Raw genomic sequence first — 20,210 nt, 5'->3', positions numbered from 1 at the left:
GCCGCCTATCGCCCAGCGATACGGTGTCATCAGGCGTCGGCCTGAAAGTCGCCCCAAAGCAGCTGTGCAACGCTCAATGCGACCACCGGTGCGGTCTCGGTGCGCAGCACGCGCGGCCCGAGGCTGGCCGGCTTGAATCCGGCACTCCGGGCCTGTTCGACTTCCGAATCACTCAAGCCGCCTTCCGGGCCGATTAGAAACGCCAACGTGGCGGGTCGCTGGTGGGTCGACAGCGATTCGGCTACCGGGTGCAGGACCAACTTCAGCTCCGCTTCCACCGCCAACCAATCCTGCAGCGGCATTGGCGGATGGATGGTAGGGATGACCGAGCGGCCGCTCTGCTCGCAAGCGCTGATGGCGATCTGGCGCCAGTGGGCCAGGCGCTTGTCGGCTCGTTCGTCCTTCAGGCGTACTTCACAGCGCTCGCTGACGATGGGCGTGATCTCCGTGGCGCCAAGCTCCGTCGCCTTTTGAATCGCCCAGTCCATTCGCTCACCGCGCGACAGCCCTTGGCCGAGGTGAATCCTCAGGCCCGGCTCGGGCAGACCGGGCAGCTGCTCGCTCAGTTCGACCGTCACCTGCTTCTTGCCTACCTCGACCACCTCGCCCCGGTATTCCAGACCGCTGCCGTCGAACAGCTGCACCACTGCGCCGTTCGTAAGCCTCAGGACTCGGCTGATGTAATGGGCTGAGGCCTCCGGTAGCGCATGAGCGCCGAGTGAGAGTGGTGCATCGACGAAGAATCGGGATATGCGCATCGGGACAACTGCGATCGAGAAATGAGGCGGCAGTCTATAACGTTGACCACAGTCTCTGAAGCCTGCACCGGACCTGCGCTAACCGGGATCGCGAAACTCGCTGGGCGCTCCTGGGGTCACCGCGACGCTGATGGATGCGCGCGTTGCGATATCGATGCCTTCGGTGGCGACCTCAGCGAGGAAGTCGATCTGCTCTTCGGTGATGGTATACGGCGGCAGGAAATACACCACGCTGCCCAATGGGCGCAACAGGGCGCCACGCTGCAGGGCGTGCTGGTAGACCTTGAGCCCGCGGCGTTCCTGCCAGGGGTAAGGGGTCTTGCTGGCCTTGTCTTGCACCATCTCGATCGCAACGGCCATGCCGGTCTGGCGCACCTCGGCCACCTGTGGGTGGTCGCTGAGGTGCTCGGTGGCTTTCGTCATTCGCGCGGCAAGCGCCTTGTTGGCTTCGATGACGTTGTCCTGCTCGAAGATTTCGAGGGTCGCCAACGCTGCAGCGCAGGCCAACGGATTGCCGGTATAGGTGTGCGAATGCAGGAAGGCGCGCAAGGTCGAGTAGTCGTCATAGAACGCTTGATAGAGCTTGTCGGTCGTCAACACGGCGGCCATCGGCAGGTAACCCCCGGTGAGCGCCTTGGACAGGCAGAGAAAGTCCGGCGTGATACCCGCCTGCTCGCAGGCGAACATGGTCCCGGTACGGCCGAAGCCGACGGCGATCTCGTCGTGGATCAGGTGTACATCGTAGCGATCACAAGCCTCGCGCAGCAGCTTGAGGTAGACCGGGTGATACATGCGCATGCCGCCGGCGCCTTGGATCAGCGGCTCAACGATAACTGCGGCGATCTCATCGTGATGCTCGGCGAGCGTCTGCTCCATAAGGGCGAACATGTTGCGCGAATGTGCTTCCCAGCTCATGCCGTCGGGGCGCAGATAACAATCCGGGCTAGGGACCTTGAATGTGTTCAGCAGCAGCGGCTTGTAGGTATCGGTAAACAATGCGACGTCGCCCACCGACATGGCCGCCACGGTTTCGCCGTGATAGCTATTGGTCAGGGTGACGAAACGCTGTTTGTTCGGTTGCCCGATGTTGCGCCAGTAATGGAAGCTCATCTTCAGCGCAACCTCGATGCCGGTCGAACCGTTATCGGTGTAAAACACCCGATCGAGGCCGGCAGGTGTGATCTGTACCAGCCGCTCGGAAAGCTCGACTACCGGCTGATGGCTGAAACCGGCGAGCATCACATGTTCCAACTGATCGAGTTGATCTTTGATGCGCTGATTGATCCGTGGGTTGGCATGACCAAACACGTTGACCCACCATGAACTGACCGCATCCAGATAACGCTTGCCGTCGAAATCCTCGAGCCAGACGCCTTCGCCGCGTCGTATCGGGATCAGCGGAAGCTGCTCGTGGTCCTTCATCTGGGTACAGGGATGCCAGAGTACCGAGAGGTCGCGCTGCATCCAGCTGTCGTTCAGGCTCATGGTCGCTCCTTTGCGTGAATGGAAACCGGCGCAGCCTAGCAGAACTCGTTGTCGCTTTACCGCGAGCAGACATATCTGCCTGTTCGATAGATTGAAACGAAAAAATGCGATTCAATTCGATCTGTTAGTCGTTAGGCTTGTCGAACTCAACTTCGGACCCTTTTCATGCATTGGCGAAACTCTTCGAACAACTACGGCCTGATCAGCATCGTGATGCACTGGCTGGTGGCGATTGCCGTGGTCGGGCTGTTCGCGCTGGGCTACTGGATGGTAGGGCTGACCTACTACAGCAGCTGGTACCGCACCGCACCGGATATTCACAAGAGCATCGGCTTGCTACTGCTGGGGTTGATGGTGCTGCGAATTATCTGGAGATTCGTCAGTCAGGGTCCGGCGCCGCTGGCAAGCCATGGCCGGACGGCGCGTTTGGCTACCAAGGCCGGGCACGGGCTTCTTTATCTGGGCCTGTTCGCGGTGATGATTTCTGGCTACTTGATTTCCACGGCAGATGGTCGTGCGATCAGCGTCTTCGGCTGGTTCGACGTGCCTGCGCTGGTGACCTCGATACCGAACCAGGAGGACATCGCCGGCCTGGTCCATGAATACCTTGCGTGGGCCTTGTTGATTCTTTCAGGCGTGCATGCCCTGGCAGCGCTGAAACACCATTTCATCGATCGCGATTCGACGCTCAAACGAATGCTCGGCCGCGCTTGATGCGTTACTTATCCCAAGGAGACCACAGATGTTAAAGAAAACCTTTGCTGCACTCGCCATAGGCTCGATGCTGTTCGCAGGGCAGGCTGCCGCCGCCGACTATGTGATCGATAAGAAAGGCCAGCACGCCTTCGTCAATTTCAAAATCAGCCACCTGGGTTATAGCTGGCTGTGGGGTACGTTCAAGGATTTCGATGGCAGCTTCAGCTTTGATGCCGCCCAGCCAGAAGCCAGCGAAGTCAACGTAACGCTGCAAACGGGCAGTGTCGACTCCAACCATGCCGAGCGCGACAAGCACCTGCGCAGCGACGATTTCCTCAACGTCTCCGAGCATCCAACCGCCACCTTCAAGTCCACCTCGGTGAAGTCGACGGGTGAAGGTACCGCTGATATCACCGGTGATCTGACCCTCAATGGCGTGACCAAGCCGGTGGTGATCGCGGCCAAGTTCATTGGTGAAGGCAAGGATCCCTGGGGCGGCTATCGCGCCGGCTTCGAAGGCACCACCACGCTGAGTCTGAAAGATTTCGATATCAAGATGGACCTGGGGCCAGCCTCGCAAACCGTCGATCTGATCATCTCGGTTGAAGGTGTTCGCCAGTAAAGGCATTTAGGTGAGCAAAAAACGCCGGCGTAAGCCGGCGTTTTGCTTTCCACCTCAGAACATCGGTCGATCAGGTGTGGATCGCGGTACGAAATATCCGCCGTAAGACGCAGGACAGAGCCCGGTGTGCCCCTTTGGCTATTTACAAACAGTCTTGCATGTAAGAACATTCGTTGCATTCTGCCATCCGTATCTGGCCAGGGGGCGCGCGTTCCCTTGGTTTGCCCGTTCAACGAGGTTCTACTTATGCCTATCAAGTCAGCCGGTGCTGCTCTGATCTCACTTTTCGCCGTGGTAACCCTGCTCAGCGGCTGCGAGGAAAAAGAGGCCTCGGCGCCTGCCGCTCAGGAAACGCCTCAGGTCGGAGTGGTGACGCTCGCGGCAGAGCCTTTCGCCCTGACTACCGAACTTCCCGGACGGGCGCAGCCCTATCGCATCGCCGAGGTGCGTCCTCAGGTGGACGGCATCATTCAGAAGCGGCTGTTCACCGAAGGTAGCGATGTCAAAGCGGGGCAGCAGCTCTATCAGATTGACGACTCGGTCTATCAGGCTGCATACAAGAGCGCCCAGGCTAGCCTGGCATCCACCAAGTCGCTGGCCGATCGCTATGCGCTACTGGTCGAAGAGCAGGCGGTCAGTAAGCAGGCTTACGAAGAAGCTCGGGCAGCCAGCCTGCAAGCCGAAGCCAACCTCGAGCAGGCGCGCATCAATGTGCGCTACACCAAGGTCCTGGCGCCTATATCCGGGCGTATAGGTCGCTCGGCGGTTACCGAAGGCGCGCTGGTCAATAACGGCCAGGCGCAAGAGCTGGCGGTCATTCAGCAGCTCGACCCGATCTATATCGATGTGACTCAGCCGGCCCGGGAACTGCTCAATCTGCGCCGTGACCTGGCCGAAGGGCGGCTGGAAAAAGCCGGCGAAAACGCAGCCAAGGTGACGCTGACCCTGGAAGACGGCAGTGAATACCCGCACGAGGGCAAGCTGGAATTCTCCGAAGTATCGGTAGATGCCGGCACCGGTTCGGTGGTGCTCCGCGCCGTGTTCCCCAATCCTGACAAAATGCTGCTTCCCGGCATGTTCGTCCATGCACAGTTGGTGGCCGGCGTGAGAAGTGAAGCGATCCTGGCACCGCAGCAGGGCATCACCCGTACGCCGAATGGCAGTGCGACCGCCCTGGTCGTCAACGCCGACAACCAGGTCGAGCTTCGCCAGGTGGTGGCCTCGCGGACCGTTGGCAATCGCTGGCTGATCAACGAAGGCCTGAACGCCGGGGATCGTCTGATCACCGAGGGCCTGCAGTTCATACGGCCTGGTATTGAAGTCAAAGCCGTGCCGGCTTCCAACGTTGCGTCTGCCCAGCCAAACGCGCAGTAAGGCTGAGCCAAGGATAATCATCCAATGTCTAGATTTTTCATCGATCGTCCCATTTTTGCCTGGGTCATAGCCTTGGTGATCATGCTTGCCGGGGGGCTTGCGATCCTGGGTCTGCCCGTCAACCAGTATCCGAGCATCGCGCCTCCAGCGGTGGGCATTCAGGTCAACTACCCGGGCGCGTCTGCGCAGACCGTGCAGGACACTGTGGTTCAGGTGATCGAACAGCAACTGAACGGCATTGACGGGTTGCGCTACATGTCGTCGGAAAGCAACTCGGACGGCAGCATGAGTATCACGGTGACCTTCGAGCAAGGCACTGACCCGGACATCGCGCAGGTGCAGGTGCAAAACAAGTTGCAGCTGGCCACGCCGCTGCTGCCGCAGGAAGTCCAGCAGCAAGGTATCCGCGTCACCAAGGCAGTGCGTAACTTCCTTATGGTGATCGGTGTGGTGTCCACTGACGGCAGCATGCGCCGAGGTGACCTTTCCGATTACATCGTATCGAACATCCAGGACCCGATTTCCCGTACGGCCGGGGTAGGCGATTTTCAGGTGTTCGGCTCGCAATATGCCATGCGGATCTGGCTCGATCCGGCGAAGCTGAACAATTTTGCCCTTACTCCGGTCGACGTCGGTGATGCGATTCGAGCGCAGAACGTGCAGGTTTCCGGAGGGCAGTTCGGTGGATTGCCAGCCGTCCCAGGGCAGCAGCTCAGTGCGACCATCATCGGCAAAACGCGTCTGCAGACGCCGGAGCAGTTCCGCGACATCCTGCTCAAAGTCAACAGTGACGGCTCCCAGGTACGTCTGGGCGACGTTGCGCGGGTCGAGCTGGCGGAGCAAAGCTCGGCCATCAGCGCGCTGTATAACGGTAAGCCTGCATCGGCGATCGCCGTCAAGCTGGCAACCGGAGCTAATGCGCTGAACACCGCCAAGGCCGTGCGCGCAACGATTGCCGAGCTGGAGCCGTTCTTCCCGCCTGGCATGGAAGTGGTTTACCCGTACGACACTTCCCCAGTGGTTTCGGCATCGATTACCGGTGTCGTGCATACCCTGTTCGAAGCCATCGTCCTGGTTTTCCTGGTGATGTACCTGTTCCTGCAGAACTTTCGCGCCACGCTGATCCCGACGCTGGCCGTACCGGTCGTGCTGCTGGGCACGTTCGGCGTTCTTGCAGTGTTCGGCTTCAGCGTCAATACGCTGACCATGTTCGCGATGGTGTTGGCGATCGGCCTGCTGGTGGACGATGCCATCGTGGTTGTGGAGAACGTCGAGCGGGTGATGGCCGAAGAAGGCTTGTCACCGCTCGAAGCAACACGCAAGTCGATGACCCAGATTCAGGGCGCGCTGGTGGGTATCGGTCTGGTGCTTTCCGCCGTGTTCGTACCGATGGCGTTCTTCGGTGGCTCGACCGGTGTGATTTACAGGCAGTTTGCGATCACTATTGCCTCGGCCATGACGCTTTCGGTGCTGGTGGCACTGATCTTCACGCCAGCGCTCTGTGCCACGCTGCTCAAGCCTATTCCAAAGGGGCATCATCACGAGAAGCGTGGCTTCTTCGGCTGGTTCAACCGAACCTTCGATCGGGGCGTCGGCGGCTACGAGAAGGGTGTACGTAGCGTTCTCAAGCGCAAGATTCCCTACCTGTTGTTGTACGCAGGCATTGTTGCCGCCATGGCTGTTCTATTTACCAAGCTGCCAACCTCGTTTCTGCCCGACGAAGACCAGGGCGTGCTCTTCGCCCAGGTTCAGACGCCGGCGGGGTCGACCGCCGAGCGTACTCAGCAAACCGTCGATGCGATGCGTGAGTATCTGTTGAAAGAGGAGTCCGACGTAGTCCAGTCGGTCTTCACGGTGACTGGTTTCAACTTCGCCGGACGCGGGCAGAACTCTGCAATGGCCTTCATCGGCCTGAAGCCCTGGAGCGAGCGCACGGCTGAAGGCCAGGACGTGGCGTCTCTGGCGCAGCGCGCTCAGCAGCACTTCAGTACGTTCCGTGATGCCATGGTGTTTGCCTTCGCGCCGCCCGCCGTAATGGAACTGGGCAACGCAACCGGCTTCAACTTCTACCTGCAGGACCGCGCTGGTGTCGGTCACGACGTCCTGATGAATGCACGCAATCAGTTCCTCGGGCTTGCTGCGCAGCATCCAGCGCTGATGGCGGTGCGACCGAACGGCCTCAATGACGAGCCGCAGTATCAGCTGCAGATCGACGACGAAAAGGCTCGGGTGCTCGGCGTGTCGCTCGCGGCAATCAACAACACGTTGTCGATTGGTTGGGGCTCGAGTTATGTGAACGACTTCATCGACCGCGGCCGCGTGAAGAAGGTTTACATGCAGGGCGAGGCGTCTGCTCGAATGAATCCAGAAGACTTCCAGAAATGGTACGTACGCAACGACCAGGGGGAAATGGTGCCGTTCAGCGCGTTCGCCAGCGGTGAGTGGGTTTACGGGTCGCCCAAGCTGTCGCGCTATAACGGTGTGTCGGCGATGGAGATCATGGGGCAGGCTGCGCCGGGATACAGCTCCGGTGAGGCCATGGCGGCGGTAGAGGAGCTGGCCCAACAGCTGCCACCGGGCGTGGGTATTTCCTGGACCGGGCTGTCGTACGAAGAACGGCTCTCCGGTGATCAGGCGCCGGCGCTTTATGCATTGTCCCTGCTGGTGGTGTTCCTCTGCCTTGCGGCGCTCTACGAGAGCTGGTCGATTCCATTCGCAGTCATGCTGGTGGTGCCGCTGGGGGTGATCGGTGCGCTGCTCGCTACCCTCGGCCGCGGTTTATCCAACGATGTGTTCTTCCAGGTCGGTCTGCTGACCACCATCGGCTTGACTGCGAAGAACGCAATCCTGATCGTAGAGTTCGCCAAGGACCTGCACGAGCAAGGCATGAGTCGCTTCGATGCGGCAGTCCAGGCCTGCCGGATGCGTTTGCGGCCTATCGTCATGACCTCGCTGGCCTTTACCCTTGGCGTGGTACCACTAGCGCTGGCGAGCGGTGCGGGTGCCGGCAGCTCGCATGCCATCGGTACCGGTGTAATCGGCGGAATGATCACTGCGACCCTGCTGGTGATCTTCTGGGTGCCGCTGTTCTATGTTCTGGTGTCCTCGATTGGTGATCGCAGAAAAACCGTCGAAGAACCGAAGGGAGATTCACAATGAACAAGTCGGTATTGGCCCTGGCACTGATGGCAGCGCTGAGCGGCTGTTCCCTGATTCCCGAATACCAGCGTCCGGACGCGCCGACAGCGGCCAGTTGGCCGAAAGGCGAAGCCTATGAGTACGCTTCCGGTGCAAGCCAGGGGCAGCAAATGGACTTGGGCTGGGAGGCGTTCTTCCGTGACCCCGCGCTGCGTCAGCTGATTGGCGTGGCGCTGGAGAACAACCGTGATTTGCGTGTCGCGGCGCTCAACGTCGACGCCTATCGGGCGCTGTATCGGATCCAGCGGGCAGACCTGCTGCCGGCCGTGAGCGCCGATGGCACCGGTAACCGTACCCGCACGCCAGGTGATCTCAATCAGACCGGACAGAGTGCGATCAATAGCCAGTACAGCGCGACGCTCGGCGTTTCCTGGGAGCTGGATCTCTTCGGTCGTCTCGGCAGTCTTCGCGAGCAGGCGTTGCAGGAATACTTCGCCACCGAAGCGGCGCAGCGCAGCACCCGGATCAGCCTGATTGCCAGCGTCGCCAGCGCCTGGCTGACCTTGCAGGCTGACCAGGCCTTGCTGCAGGTCAGCCGCGACACGCTGAAGACATACGAAGAGAGCCTCGGCCTGACGCAGCATAGCTTCGACGTGGGCGTCGCTTCTGCGCTCGAGCTGAGCCAGGCGCGCAGCGCCGTTGACACGGCGCGGGTTCGCATCGAGCAGTACACGCGTCAGGTGGCCCAGGACCGCAACGCCCTGGCCCTGCTTCTCGGGCAGAACGTTCCCGGCAACCTGCCGGCCACGGGCGACCTGGAGCGCGAGCAGCTGGCGGCGCTGCCCATCGGCCTGCCGTCCGACCTGCTCCACAAGCGTCCGGATATCCTTCGAGCCGAGCATCAGCTCAAGGCGGCGAATGCCAATATCGGCGCGGCGCGAGCTGCTTTTTTTCCGCGTATCAGTCTGACGGGCGCAGCGGGCACGGCGAGCAGCGAACTCTCCGGTCTGTTTGACGGTGGTTCCAGCTACTGGAACTTCTCGCCGAGCATCAGCGTGCCGATTTTCAATGCCGGCCAATTGCGCGCCAATCTCGACTACGCCGAAATCAGCCGCAACATTCAGGTCGCCCAGTACGAGCAGTCTATCCAGACAGCCTTTCGCGAAGTGGCCGATGGTCTGGCCGCACAGGCGACCTATACCCGCCAGGTGCAGGCGCAGCGCGATTTGCTGGAAACGAGCGAAGACTACTTCCGGTTGGCGGAACGGCGTTACCGAACCGGCGTGGATAGCTACCTGACCCTGCTCGATGCTCAGCGCCAGCTGTTCGAGGTGAAGCAGCAATACATCGGTGATCGTCTGGCGCAGATGATCAGCGAGGTCGATCTGTTCAAGGCGCTAGGTGGCGGCTGGGACGCGCAAGCCGAGCCGATTCCCAGCCAAGGCTGACAGCCGCTATCGGCAGGCATCGGCGCTCGCTATGCCTGTCGGAGCTGCACCAACAAAACACGCGCCTCTGAGGGCGGCGTTTTTGTTGGGCTTTACGACTCAGCGATTGCGGGTGAGCAAGGCTGGTTTTTCGCTACGCGGCTTGCTTGGTAGCTGATCCAATTGCTCAATACTCGGCAGTCGATCGAGCTTTGACTCCTTGTGGATGATCACCGGCTGCTTCTCCTTCGGTTTCGCGGCGACCTCCTGGCGGGCGCCGCCATCTCGCTCGACCCGACGGCCTTCGTTCTTGCGTCGCGGCTGACCGCCGCGGGACTGACCCTGCCGCTTGCCTTTACCTTGACCAGCGCCGCCTGTCGAGGCGCCGGCGCCACGAGGACCTGCCGCAGCAGTGCGCGGCTGGCCGGCGCCTGGCTGAGCGGGAGCGCTCGGACGGCGGCCACGGTTCTGCTTGTTCTGATAGGGGCTGACGTAATCGACGCGGTTGCCGAAATTGTCCAGCTCGTCATCCAGAAACACTTCGGGGTCACGGTCGCTGGGCAGGCGCGGCGGACGGCTAACCGGCGCGGCGGCGGCACCGGGTGCTGCTGAGTTCTGGCTAGCGCTGGCGCTGCGCGGCTTGTTCCGACCGCGGCGATTGCGCTCGCGCTCTTTTGGCTCGCTGCCGGTTTCTGCCGTCTTAGCGGCGCGCGGCTTGCGTTCGCTGTTGCGAGGCGGGCGCGGTTGGCGTGGTTCGCGCACTTCGGGCTTTTCCGCCTCGATGGTGCTGGCATCGAAGCCCATCAGATCGCCGTCTGGGATTTTCTGCTTGGTCATCCGCTCGATGCCCTTGAGCAGCTTTTCCTCGTCGGGAGCCACCAGCGAGATGGCCTCACCGCTGCGTCCGGCACGGCCAGTACGACCGATACGGTGAACATAGTCCTCCTCGACGTTCGGCAGCTCGAAGTTGACCACATGGGGCAGCTGATCGATATCCAGGCCGCGTGCAGCGATATCGGTGGCGACAGGATACGTACCTGGTTGGCCTTGAAGTCGGCGAGCGCCTTGGTGCGCGCGTTCTGGCTCTTGTTGCCATGAATCGCGACCGCCGGCAGGCCATGCTTGTCGAGGTACTCGGCGAGGCGATTGGCGCCATGCTTGGTGCGGGTGAACACCAGCACCTGTTCCCAGGCACCCTGGGTGATCAGGTGGGCCAGCAGAGCACGTTTGTGCGAGGCAGCCAGGCGGAATACGCGCTGTTCGATGCGCTCGACCGTGGTGTTCGGTGGCGTGACCTGGATCTTCTCCGGCTCGTGCAGCAGTTTGCCGGCCAGGTCGGTGATGTCCTTGGAGAAGGTTGCCGAGAACAGCAGGTTCTGGCGCTTGGCTGGCAGCTTGGCCAGCACCTTCTTGACGTCGTGAATGAAGCCCATGTCGAGCATGCGGTCGGCTTCATCGAGAACCAGAATTTCCACATGGGAAAGGTCGATAGCCTTCTGGTTAGCCAGGTCGAGCAGTCGACCCGGGCAGGCAACCAGCACGTCAACACCTTTGGCCAGCGCCTGGACCTGCGGGTTCATGCCGACGCCGCCGAAGATCACCGCGCTTTTCAGTGGCAGATCGCGGGCGTAGAGCTTGAAGCTGTCGTGCACCTGGGCGGCGAGTTCGCGAGTTGGCGTCAGCACCAGCACGCGCGGCTGGCGCGGACCGTGGCGATGCTCGCGGTCGGGATGGCCGCCCGGGAAGAGAATTTCCAGTACGGGGAGGGCAAAACCACCGGTTTTGCCGGTGCCCGTCTGTGCCGCGACCATCAGGTCGCGTCCTTGCAACACGGCGGGAATAGCCCGCTGTTGCACGGGTGTAGGCTGGGTATAACCGGCGGCCTCGACGGCACCGGCCAAAGCCTCGGAGAGACCGAGGGAAGCAAAGGACATGAGAAATCCTGTCTTGTGTAGGGCGCGGCCCTGGGATGGTCATGCCTGGTTCGAATCGCGACTGGCGTGCGATCCCGTCCGGTCCTGCCGTATCGAAAGATACTGGCATCCGGGCGTAAACCTGGCGGAAGCGCGGAGTATAACAGAGCCTGTTAACGCCGCATTGGTAGGACAGTGTGGCATTTCACAGGTTCATTGACCAGCTCCCTGTTTTCGCAGGGAGCCGGAATCGATGATTCAGCGGGCCAGCTTGAGGTTGTTCCAGATGGCCAGGCTGGGTTCGGCCTGGTTCAGAGTATAGAAGTGCAAGCCCGGCGCACCGCCGGTCAGCAGCTCCTCGCACATCTCGCTGATTACCTGTTCGCCGAAGGCCTGGATGCTTTCCATGTCATCACCGTAGGACTCCAGCTGCTTGCGTACCCAGCGCGGAATCTCGGCACCGCAGGCGTCGGAGAATCGCGCGAGCTTGCTGTAGTTGGTGATCGGCATGATGCCCGGGACGATCGGCGTCTCCACGCCCAGCTTGCGCACGCGCTCGACGAAGTAGAAATAGCAGTCGGCGTTGAAGAAATATTGGGTGATGGCACTGTCCGCGCCGGCCTTGGCCTTGCGCACGAAGTTGGCCAGATCCGCCTCGAAGTTGCGCGCCTGCGGATGCATCTCCGGATAAGCCGCGATTTCGATGTGAAAATGATCGCCCGTTTCGGCGCGAATGAACTCGACCAGTTCGTTGGCGTAGCGCAGCTCGCCACTGGCCATGCCCATGCCGGAGGGTAGGTCGCCGCGCAGCGCAACGATGCGTTTGATGCCGGCGTTCTTGTACAGGTTCAGCAGCTCGCGCAGTTCCTGTTTGCTATCGCCGACACAGGAGAGGTGCGGTGCGGTGGGCACCTTCACGTCGCCGTCGAGCTGCAGCACGGTGTTCAGTGTGCGGTCGCGGGTCGAGCCACCGGCGCCGTAGGTGCAGGAGAAAAAATCGGGGGTGTACTCGGCCAGCCTACGGGCAGTGGCGAGCAGTTTTTCATGCCCGGCTTCGGTCTTGGTAGGAAAGAACTCAAAGCTGATGGAAGGGCGGGGAGACGTCATTGTTGGAGATTCCTTTAGCGGCAAGCATCGAGACGAAAGCTGCAAGCCCGCACTGTGCGGCTTGCAGCTTATAGCTTTCAGCTCGAGGCTGCTCTTAGTAGCGATAGCTATCCGGCTTGAACGGACCTTCGACTTCCACGCCGATGTACTCGGCCTGGGTCGGCGTCAGACGGGTGATGACGCCACCGAAGCCTTTGACCATTTCGGCAGCGACTTCCTCGTCGAGCTTCTTCGGCAAGACCATCACGGTGACGTTCTTGGTCTTTTCGATCACCGGCAGATCGGCGAACTTTTCGTTGAACAGGTGGATCTGTGCCAGCACCTGGTTGGCGAACGAGCCGTCCATGATCCGGCTCGGGTGGCCCGTGGCGTTGCCCAGGTTCACCAGACGGCCTTCAGCCAGCAGAATCAGGTAGTCATCGTTGTTTGCATCGAAGCTGCCCGGGCCGGTGCGATGGATCTTGTGCACCTGTGGCTTGACCTCTTCCCATGCCCAGTTCTTGCGCATGAAGGCTGTGTCGATCTCGTTGTCGAAATGACCGATGTTGCACACTACAGCGCGCTTCTTCAGACCCTTGAGCATGCCGGCGTCGCAAACGTTGGCGTTGCCGGTGGTGGTGACGATCAGGTCGATCTTGCCCAGCAGCGCGGTGTCGATGCAGCCATCGGTACCGTCGTTGACGCCGTCTTTGTATGGAGAGACCAGTTCGAAGCCGTCCATGCACGCCTGCATGGCGCAGATGGGATCGACTTCCGAGACTTTGACGATCATGCCTTCCTGACGCAGCGACTGGGCCGAGCCCTTGCCTACGTCGCCGTAGCCGATGACCAGTGCCTGCTTGCCGGACAGCAAGTGGTCGGTGGCGCGCTTGATGGCGTCGTTGAGGCTGTGACGGCAACCGTACTTGTTGTCGTTCTTGCTCTTGGTGACCGAGTCGTTGACGTTGATCGCCGGGATCTTCAGGGTGCCTTTCTTCAGCATGTCCTGCAGGCGATGCACGCCGGTGGTGGTTTCCTCGGTGACGCCATGCACGCGCTCCAATACCTGCGGGTATTTGTCATGCAGGATCTGGGTCAGATCGCCGCCGTCGTCCAGGATCATGTTGGCGTCCCACGGCTGGCCGTCCTTGAGGATGGTCTGCTCGATGCACCACTCGTATTCTTCTTCGGTCTCACCTTTCCAGGCAAATACGGGGATACCGGCGGCGGCGATGGCAGCGGCGGCCTGATCCTGAGTCGAGAAGATGTTGCAGCTGGACCAGCGTACTTCGGCGCCGAGGGCAGTCAGCGTCTCGATCAGTACGGCGGTCTGGATGGTCATGTGGATGCAGCCGAGGATTTTCGCGCCTTTCAGCGGCTGCTCGCCGGCGTACTTGTGGCGCAGGCCCATCAGGGCGGGCATTTCCGATTCGGCGATGATGATCTCGCGGCGACCCCAGTCGGCCAGGGAAATGTCGGCGACCTTGAAATCGTTGAAACCGGCAGGCGTCATGACAGCGCTCATTAAAGAGTTCTCCATTCGTTTTGTGCGAATGGGCGCCGTTGATGCGTATGGTTAACGCCCCATCCGAGCCTGACAGTCGTCGCCGGGAAGGCGGTCCTGCTGCAGCGCCCCTCGGATGGTGGCGGGCACGGCCGAACAGCGTCGGTCGCGTGAAACTCGGCGATTATAGCCGCGACCGCAGCCAATCCCAAGCCCGGCGCGGCGCCCTCCGTCAGCGCTGCTTGGCGCTGTCGCGGGTGCAGATTCGCTGTACCAGGCGGCCGATGCTCAAGCCCTGTACCAGAATTGAGAAGAGCACCACCAGATAGGTGATGTTCAGGAGCAGGTTGCGCTCTTCGCTGGCCGGCAACGCCAGGACCAAAGCAACCGAAATGCCGCCCCGCAGTCCACCCCAGGTGAGGATGCGCACGGTGCCGTTGGGTAGGGCGCGGCCGAGCCTGCGCAGCAGTAGCGCTGGCGGACCGACTGCCACCAGGCGCGTGGCGAGTATCAGCAGCGTGACGCACAGGGCAATCAGCAGGTATTGCGCGCTGAAGGGCAGCAGCACCAGCTCCATACCGATCAGTACGAAAAGCACAGCGTTAAGAATTTCGTCGAGCAGCTCCCAGAAATTGTCGAGATTGCCCCGGGTGTGCTCGGACATGGCGTGACGGCGACCCTGATTGCCAATAATCAGGCCCGCCACGACCATGGCGATGGGGCCGGATATGTGCAGGTGCGTCGCCAGTGTGTAGCCGCCCAGAACCAGGGCCAGCGTCAGCAGCACCTCGATCTGATATTGATCGATGCTTTTAAGCAGAGCGAAGGTCAGCGCGCCGAGCAATGCGCCGAGTAGCATGCCGCCGCCGGCTTCCTCAATGAACAGCCAGACTGCTTCGCCGGCGCCCGGCGCTTCACCTCTGGCCAGAACGCCTAGCAGTACGGTGAATACCACCACTGCGACGCCATCATTGAAGAGTGATTCACCGACGATGGTGGTTTCCAGCGCCTTCGGCGCACCGGCTGAGCGCATGATGCACAGCACTGCAATTGGGTCGGTGGGTGAGATGAGCGCGCCGAACAGCAGGCAGTAGATTAGCGGCGGTTGCCGTCCGAACAGATCGAGAATCCACCAGCTGCCAAAGCCGATGACGGTGGTGGAGAACAGGACGCCGATGGTCGCCAGCAGGCCGATCGCCCAGCGGCGAGCGCGCAGATCGGACAGGTTGATATGCAGGGCACCGGCGAACAACAGGAACGACAACATGCCGTCCATCAACAGATGATTGAAGTCGATACGCCCTACCAGCGTTTCGATCTGCGCTTCGAGTGCTGGCAACCCCAGCATCGTCAGACCATGCAGCAGAAGGGAAAACGCCAGCGCCGTTGCCATCACGCCGATGGTCGGCGGTAGCCCTATGAATCGGTAATTGAGATAGGCGAGCAATGCCGTGAGGCTGATGAATATGGCCGAGAGTTCAAGCATGCGATCCCCAAGTCAAATTTTCACCATCGAATGCAAAGTGGACCCGCCGTTGATTCGATTGGTGCCGACGCGAACGCTAGGGGTGTCCGGCAGTGGCAGAACTCAGCCCGCACAAGAACGGTCACAACTAACAGGTTCGGTGAATCTCGCCGGGCGTGACTCAGGAGCCGCCAACATGAATTTCTTGTTCCGTTGCGTTCTGCTTGCCCTGGCTGCCGTCTTTACCCTGCCGGCTGCCGCCAACTCCTGCTATGTCAGTGCCGAAACCTCAGGTGCGGTGCCGCCGCCTGTGGCGACGGAAAAATGCTTCGAATACCAAGGCGTGGAAGACGACGCCATCGATTGGGCGTGCCAGGACAACGAAGCGATCAAGAATTCCGATCGCGAAATTCGTGACAGCTGTCCAGCCGGGCATTTCGGCATCTGCATCGCGGCGCTTACGCCTGCGACGCTCGCCAATGAGCGTGCCACGGGTACGCAGGCGGATAACGGTACCTTGCCGACCACCGTGCCCAAGGATGCCCGGATAGTCACCTATCACTACAAGTCCAGCGATCAGGTGCAGACCAAGATCGATTGTGAAAGCGCTGGCGGTGAATGGTCGCAGTAGCTCCGGGGGGTTTGGTGAAACGACGGCTTGCGGGGATAATCGCCGGCCGTTGTATTCACGAGTGGCCGAGCCATGAAACTGTTTCCTTTGAGTGTGTCGCTGGTCGCCGCCCTTGTGTTGGTCGGCTGCGATCGCATCGACCCCAACTCACCGCTCGGCAAGCGCAAGGCCATCTATCAGCAAATGCTCGATACCAAGGAAGACCTGGGAGGCATGCTGCGTGGGCGTCTGACGTTCGACCCACAGGGTTTCGTCAACGGCGCGGCCAAGCTGGACGAGCTATCGCGACAACCCTGGCAGCACTATCCTGAAGTCAAGGAAGAACAGAGCGATGCCCGTGCGGACGTCTGGCAGCAGCAGGAACGCTTCAATCAGATGGCTCGAGAGCTAGAGGCGCACACCGCGGCGCTGGTTGCTGCGACAACTCAGTCACCCGTGACGGCCGACAGTGTCGCGCCGGCGTTCCAGCGCGTGGAAGATGCCTGCGAGGCCTGTCACAAGGAGTTCCGCGCCTACTGAGCAGCGCTCGCGCTTTCAGCGTTTGGCGGCTTCCAGTTGCTTTCTCGCGTGATCGAGCCGGCGCTTGCTCAATTCGATTACCTCTGGATCACCTGTCGCCAATGCTTCGCGCAGCTGCGCCTCGCGCACCGTTGCCGCGCGCGATGCCCGCTCGACCTCGTGGTGGTTGGGTTGCAGCGGAACGATTCGGCGGCAGCGCTCATCAAGGGCGTGCAGGCGGGTTTCCATCGCGGCGCGTTGGCCGACATCTCCCTTGAGGCGCGTCGTCTTGATCTGTTCGCTGATCTGCTCCCGGGCTTCGCTGCAGGCCGCATCCGAGACATTGGCGGCAAAGGCTGGCTGACTCCCCAATAGACTGAACAGCAGTGGAATGAGCAAATATGGCCGGACGCTCATGCATTGGTTCCTTTCTTGTTATTGAATGCATATGACTTGAGGCGGGCCGTGAAGTGCCGCTAAAAGCCTGGAATGCCCGCCTCGTTTAAACGCTCGCGAAGCTGCAGTACCTCGGGTGTGGCAAAGAAGGCGTGCAGCTGCCGGGCTCGTTTTTTGCCGACTCCTGGTTCGGATTGCCACTGTTCCTGGGTTCTGCTCGCCAGCGCATTCCAGCCCCCTGCAAGCGCTGCATCGCCGCTGGGTGGTAATCCGAGCGCGTGAAGCCAGACGTGAAACGGCCGTTTGCGCGCCAGCTCGAAGCTCTCGATAAGGGTGCTGGCGCTCGTTTCGCCAATACCTGGGATTTGCTGCAAGTGCGCCTGGTCGAGTTTCAGCCAGTCGAGAAGTCCGAATACAAGTCCCTGTTCAACCAGCAGCTGCCAGGTTCCACGGCCGACTTGAGGCAGATCCAAGCCCTTCTTTCCGCTGAGCCAGGCGAGTCGCGCGACGAACTGCTGATCGCAATCGGGGCTCGCCTGCCAGCAACTCAGCAAATGGTAGTTCTCGGGCGTTGGAGCCTCGATCCGGTGGCGCGCTTGAGTCCGCCAGACCACGCCATCGAATCGGGGAATCGTCAGACCAGCGAGAACGATTGCGACCTGATCGTCGGGCTGAATGTCTGCTTCGCGCCAGCGCGCTAAAGAGCCGAGGCTCACGCGGCTGATGCGGCGGTCGTCGAGCTTGACCGGGTCGAGCTGCAAGACCGGGGTGATCCTGCCGCTGCGACCGATACTGAATTCCACATTGCGCACGCGCGCAACGGCGGTGCGCAGCGGGTACTTCCAGGCAACTGCCCAATGAGGTGGTTCGGCTTGCCAGCGGCTGGCGTCCGGCCGCTGTCCCTGGCGCAACACGACGCCGTCGCTGGCGAACGGCAGCGGGTGGCGGAACCAGTAGTTACGCCAATGTGCCGCTTGCTCGAAGGTGTCGATTGGCAGCGTCAGCGCGGCGCTCTGCGCAAAGCCCATCGCGATCAAGCCGTCCAGGCGCGCTTGCATGTCTGCCGGGCCGTTGGGCCAATCCCAAACAAACAATCCGACGTGACTGGCGGTACGGGCGTCCGGGGTGTGCCTCGCCATCGCGCCGGCGACTTTGCTACGCCCTCCTGCGCTCCCTGCGTCGGCCTGAACATGTTCGGATAACCGCCAGTACAGCTCGCCCTGCAGGATGACGTCAGCAGCGGCCGGCAACTGTAACGGAACGCTGGGAATATGTCGGGCCTGCTCGGTCCAGTCCGTGCCGTGACTACCATTGCCGCGGCTGATCGCCTGAACCAGTTTGCCGCCGTGGTAGTGCAAGGTCACCGCGACGCCGTCGACCTTCGGCTGAATCCAGAGGTCGCTACGAGGCGCGATCCAGGCGACCACGGCGGCCTCGTCGGCCAGCTTCGATAGACCGGTCTGGGCGATGGGGTGTGGCGACTCGCCGCCCGCTGTCGCCAGCGGGTGCGCATGGCTGGGGCGTGGTTCAAAACACTCCTGCCAAACCTGAAGGTGCTGGCGCGCCTGGTCGTATATCTCGTCATCGACCAGCGATACGCCGCGGCGATGGTAGGCGTCGTCCCATTCGGCGAGCTGGTGCTGCAGGCGAGCGGTTTCGGCTAGCGCGCGCTCGGTCGGCCAATCGGGGCATTCGGCCAGGCAAAAGGTTGGGGCGAAGCACAGCAATAACGTGAAGAGGCGTGACACGGGAGCATCCTTGCTCGGAGGGTTCACGGCCATTCTGCCCGCACGGCGCCAATTGCTCCGTGCGCTAGCGCATGTTGAATAGCTCCTGGTGGAAATCGCCGGACGACAGGCCGTGGCGGATCAAATCGCGCCGGAGTTCATCGCCAAAGCCGACCGGCCCGCAAAACCATATTTCGCGCTCCTGCCAGTCGGCAACGAGGTCACGAAGCCGATTGGGTGTCAGTCGGCCGTGCTCACTTGAGACCAGTACGTGCAGACGTATTTGTGCGCGCGTGGCTTGCTCTCGTATGCGATCAATGAAGCCGGTGTCCGGTGCGCTCGTGCAATAGAACAGGTCGACATGGTTGACCTTGCCGCTATCTGCTAGCGCCTGTAGTCGAGCGAGAAAAGGGGAAATGCCGATGCCACCGGCGACCCAGATTTGCCCTGACTTGTGCCCATGGAAATCGAAGCAGCCGTAGGGGCCTTCCACCGTGACCGCATCGCCCCTGTGCAGGGTGTTCGGTAATGTGCGGGTGTAATCGCCCAATCCCTTGATCGAGAAGCACAGTTTGCCGTCGTTCTGCCATGCGCTGGAAAGGCTGAACGGGTGCGGCCCTTCCTTTTCATCAAAGGTGACGAAGGCGTACTGGCCTGTCTTGTGCCCGGGCCACGGTCCGTCCAGCGCGAGTTCCACATGCAGTACCCGACTGTCGGGGTGGTAGGTGAGCGCCTCGACGTGTCCGACGACCTGGCGCCTGCGGCCCACCTGATGCAGGAGCGAGAAGCAGGCGGCGAAGCTGCCGGCGAGAAGCAGCACGGCCATCGTTACGCCGAGCAACGATGTCCAATAAGCGACCGGCATCAGCAACAGGCTGTGGATCACCAGGACCAGATAAACCACGGCCAACCAGCGATGCGTCTTGAAGAACCAGCGATAGGGGAATCGTTTGATCAATGCGAGGACAATCATCAGCGCCGAAAGATAGAACGCCCATTCGCCAATACCCTCCGCAAACCCGCGCTGCTCGTGCAGCCAGCCAACCAGCCCGTCCTGAGCCATGGCAGCAACCTTGCGCGCAGGCCGCTCAAGCCAGCCAAACTCCGCCAGCCATTTGGGCACTTGCGCCCAGCCCCAATGCACGACCGAAGCCACCAGCGCCGCGATACCCAGCCATTTGTGCAGCCGATAACTCTTATCCAGCCCATCGAGCAGGCGCTCCAGCCACAAGGGGCGGCTGGCAAGATAGATCGCCGCGCTCATCGCAGCGATAGCAAGAGCGCCACTGTAGTGAACCATGTCTGCGCGCAGCGGCCAGAACCGGGAGTAGTCGGTCGCGATGACGCCTGCAGCGGTAACCCAGAGAAGTGTCACGGTCACGAACAGCGTGACGAAGGCCAGTCTGATTCGTTGCATGGCGGTGCCCCTCTTGGCTGTCACGACGGCATGAAAAGCATGCGCCCGCGATGCGGCAGTGGACATGATCGTT

General features: G+C 61.2%; 15 protein-coding genes, 1 pseudogene and 1 riboswitch. Of the genes and pseudogenes, 7 read left to right on the top strand and 9 right to left on the bottom strand.

Features of this window, described 5'->3' with window-relative positions:
- Positions 1-29 precede the first annotated feature (29 nt).
- Positions 30-758: a 16S rRNA (uracil(1498)-N(3))-methyltransferase gene (locus DQ405_RS02580; protein ID WP_168422799.1), complete on the bottom strand. Its 729-nt coding sequence runs from the start codon at positions 756-758 to the stop codon at positions 30-32.
- 78 nt (positions 759-836) lie between these two features.
- On the bottom strand, positions 837-2,243 hold the full coding sequence (locus DQ405_RS02575; protein ID WP_168422798.1) for an adenosylmethionine--8-amino-7-oxononanoate transaminase: 1,407 nt from the start codon (positions 2,241-2,243) through the stop codon (positions 837-839).
- A gap of 165 nt (positions 2,244-2,408) precedes the next feature.
- Here DQ405_RS02575 and DQ405_RS02570 point away from each other — a divergent pair, with 165 nt between their 5' ends.
- From DQ405_RS02570 to adeC, 5 genes are all read left to right on the top strand, one after another.
- Positions 2,409-2,957, top strand: a complete 549-nt coding sequence (locus DQ405_RS02570; RefSeq protein ID WP_168422797.1) for a cytochrome b — start codon at positions 2,409-2,411, stop codon at positions 2,955-2,957.
- Positions 2,958-2,985: 28 nt separating this feature from the next.
- On the top strand, positions 2,986-3,561 hold the full coding sequence (locus tag DQ405_RS02565) for a YceI family protein (protein WP_168422796.1): 576 nt from the start codon (positions 2,986-2,988) through the stop codon (positions 3,559-3,561).
- A 246-nt stretch (positions 3,562-3,807) separates the two neighbouring features.
- Positions 3,808-4,935 carry an efflux RND transporter periplasmic adaptor subunit gene (locus DQ405_RS02560; protein ID WP_168422795.1) on the top strand — a complete coding sequence of 376 codons (1,128 nt, stop codon included), beginning with the start codon at positions 3,808-3,810 and terminating at the stop codon, positions 4,933-4,935.
- 24 nt (positions 4,936-4,959) lie between these two features.
- Complete coding sequence (locus DQ405_RS02555; protein ID WP_168422794.1) at positions 4,960-8,094, top strand: efflux RND transporter permease subunit; 3,135 nt, start codon at positions 4,960-4,962, stop codon at positions 8,092-8,094.
- The gene (gene adeC, locus DQ405_RS02550) at positions 8,091-9,521 is read left to right on the top strand and encodes an AdeC/AdeK/OprM family multidrug efflux complex outer membrane factor (protein ID WP_168422793.1); all 1,431 of its coding nucleotides are present in this window, start codon (positions 8,091-8,093) and stop codon (positions 9,519-9,521) included. Before DQ405_RS02555 ends, adeC begins: the two co-directional genes overlap by 4 nt.
- Before the next feature lie 99 nt (positions 9,522-9,620).
- Here adeC and DQ405_RS28425 read toward each other — a convergent pair.
- The 4 genes and pseudogenes from DQ405_RS28425 to DQ405_RS02530 all read right to left on the bottom strand — a co-directional run bounded on the left by DQ405_RS28425 (position 9,621) and on the right by DQ405_RS02530 (position 15,489).
- Positions 9,621-11,434: pseudogene (locus DQ405_RS28425) on the bottom strand (DEAD/DEAH box helicase).
- A 237-nt stretch (positions 11,435-11,671) separates the two neighbouring features.
- Positions 11,672-12,520 carry a methylenetetrahydrofolate reductase [NAD(P)H] gene (metF, locus tag DQ405_RS02540; protein ID WP_168422792.1) on the bottom strand — a complete coding sequence of 283 codons (849 nt, stop codon included), beginning with the start codon at positions 12,518-12,520 and terminating at the stop codon, positions 11,672-11,674.
- Between the two features lie 94 nt (positions 12,521-12,614).
- Positions 12,615-14,024 carry an adenosylhomocysteinase gene (gene ahcY, locus DQ405_RS02535; RefSeq protein WP_168422791.1) on the bottom strand — a complete coding sequence of 470 codons (1,410 nt, stop codon included), beginning with the start codon at positions 14,022-14,024 and terminating at the stop codon, positions 12,615-12,617.
- A 23-nt stretch (positions 14,025-14,047) separates the two neighbouring features.
- Positions 14,048-14,143: riboswitch (S-adenosyl-L-homocysteine riboswitch) on the bottom strand.
- 92 nt (positions 14,144-14,235) lie between these two features.
- A complete protein-coding gene (locus DQ405_RS02530) occupies positions 14,236-15,489 on the bottom strand; it encodes a cation:proton antiporter (protein ID WP_168422790.1) in 1,254 nt (417 codons plus the stop codon).
- Positions 15,490-15,664: 175 nt separating this feature from the next.
- On the opposite strand from DQ405_RS02530, the gene DQ405_RS02525 reads away from it, so the two are divergent.
- Complete coding sequence (locus DQ405_RS02525) at positions 15,665-16,099, top strand: hypothetical protein (protein WP_168422789.1); 435 nt, start codon at positions 15,665-15,667, stop codon at positions 16,097-16,099.
- Positions 16,100-16,171: 72 nt separating this feature from the next.
- Positions 16,172-16,618 carry a c-type cytochrome gene (locus DQ405_RS02520; protein ID WP_168422788.1) on the top strand — a complete coding sequence of 149 codons (447 nt, stop codon included), beginning with the start codon at positions 16,172-16,174 and terminating at the stop codon, positions 16,616-16,618.
- A 15-nt stretch (positions 16,619-16,633) separates the two neighbouring features.
- Here the strand turns inward: DQ405_RS02520 and DQ405_RS02515 are convergent, their stop codons facing one another.
- From DQ405_RS02515 to DQ405_RS02505, 3 genes are read right to left on the bottom strand one after another with little or no spacing between them, the layout of a single operon-like run.
- Positions 16,634-17,014, bottom strand: coding sequence for a DUF1090 family protein (locus DQ405_RS02515; protein WP_168422787.1), 381 nt, complete (start codon positions 17,012-17,014; stop codon positions 16,634-16,636).
- A gap of 59 nt (positions 17,015-17,073) precedes the next feature.
- Complete coding sequence (gene ligB / locus DQ405_RS02510; protein ID WP_168422786.1) at positions 17,074-18,774, bottom strand: NAD-dependent DNA ligase LigB; 1,701 nt, start codon at positions 18,772-18,774, stop codon at positions 17,074-17,076.
- A 31-nt stretch (positions 18,775-18,805) separates the two neighbouring features.
- A complete protein-coding gene (locus DQ405_RS02505) occupies positions 18,806-20,137 on the bottom strand; it encodes a ferredoxin reductase family protein (protein ID WP_168422785.1) in 1,332 nt (443 codons plus the stop codon).
- Positions 20,138-20,210: the final 73 nt, after the last annotated feature.

Source organism: Pseudomonas sp. SST3, assembly GCF_003325755.1.
The sequence above is the reverse complement of the archived record's forward strand: the minus strand, read 5'-3'. Positions and strand labels throughout refer to the sequence as shown.

Coding starts and splice junctions, on each gene's coding strand:
- DQ405_RS02570 (WP_168422797.1), top strand. CDS start 2,409: ATGCATTGGCGAAACTCTTCGAACAACTACGGCCTGATCAGCATCGTG.
- adeC (WP_168422793.1), top strand. CDS start 8,091: ATGAACAAGTCGGTATTGGCCCTGGCACTGATGGCAGCGCTGAGCGGC.
- DQ405_RS02560 (WP_168422795.1), top strand. CDS start 3,808: ATGCCTATCAAGTCAGCCGGTGCTGCTCTGATCTCACTTTTCGCCGTG.
- DQ405_RS02530 (WP_168422790.1), bottom strand. CDS start 15,489: ATGCTTGAACTCTCGGCCATATTCATCAGCCTCACGGCATTGCTCGCC.
- DQ405_RS02555 (WP_168422794.1), top strand. CDS start 4,960: ATGTCTAGATTTTTCATCGATCGTCCCATTTTTGCCTGGGTCATAGCC.
- ligB (WP_168422786.1), bottom strand. CDS start 18,774: ATGGCCGTGAACCCTCCGAGCAAGGATGCTCCCGTGTCACGCCTCTTC.
- DQ405_RS02580 (WP_168422799.1), bottom strand. CDS start 758: ATGCGCATATCCCGATTCTTCGTCGATGCACCACTCTCACTCGGCGCT.
- DQ405_RS02575 (WP_168422798.1), bottom strand. CDS start 2,243: ATGAGCCTGAACGACAGCTGGATGCAGCGCGACCTCTCGGTACTCTGG.
- metF (WP_168422792.1), bottom strand. CDS start 12,520: ATGACGTCTCCCCGCCCTTCCATCAGCTTTGAGTTCTTTCCTACCAAG.
- DQ405_RS02565 (WP_168422796.1), top strand. CDS start 2,986: ATGTTAAAGAAAACCTTTGCTGCACTCGCCATAGGCTCGATGCTGTTC.
- ahcY (WP_168422791.1), bottom strand. CDS start 14,024: ATGAGCGCTGTCATGACGCCTGCCGGTTTCAACGATTTCAAGGTCGCC.
- DQ405_RS02525 (WP_168422789.1), top strand. CDS start 15,665: ATGAATTTCTTGTTCCGTTGCGTTCTGCTTGCCCTGGCTGCCGTCTTT.
- DQ405_RS02505 (WP_168422785.1), bottom strand. CDS start 20,137: ATGCAACGAATCAGACTGGCCTTCGTCACGCTGTTCGTGACCGTGACA.
- DQ405_RS02520 (WP_168422788.1), top strand. CDS start 16,172: ATGAAACTGTTTCCTTTGAGTGTGTCGCTGGTCGCCGCCCTTGTGTTG.
- DQ405_RS02515 (WP_168422787.1), bottom strand. CDS start 17,014: ATGAGCGTCCGGCCATATTTGCTCATTCCACTGCTGTTCAGTCTATTG.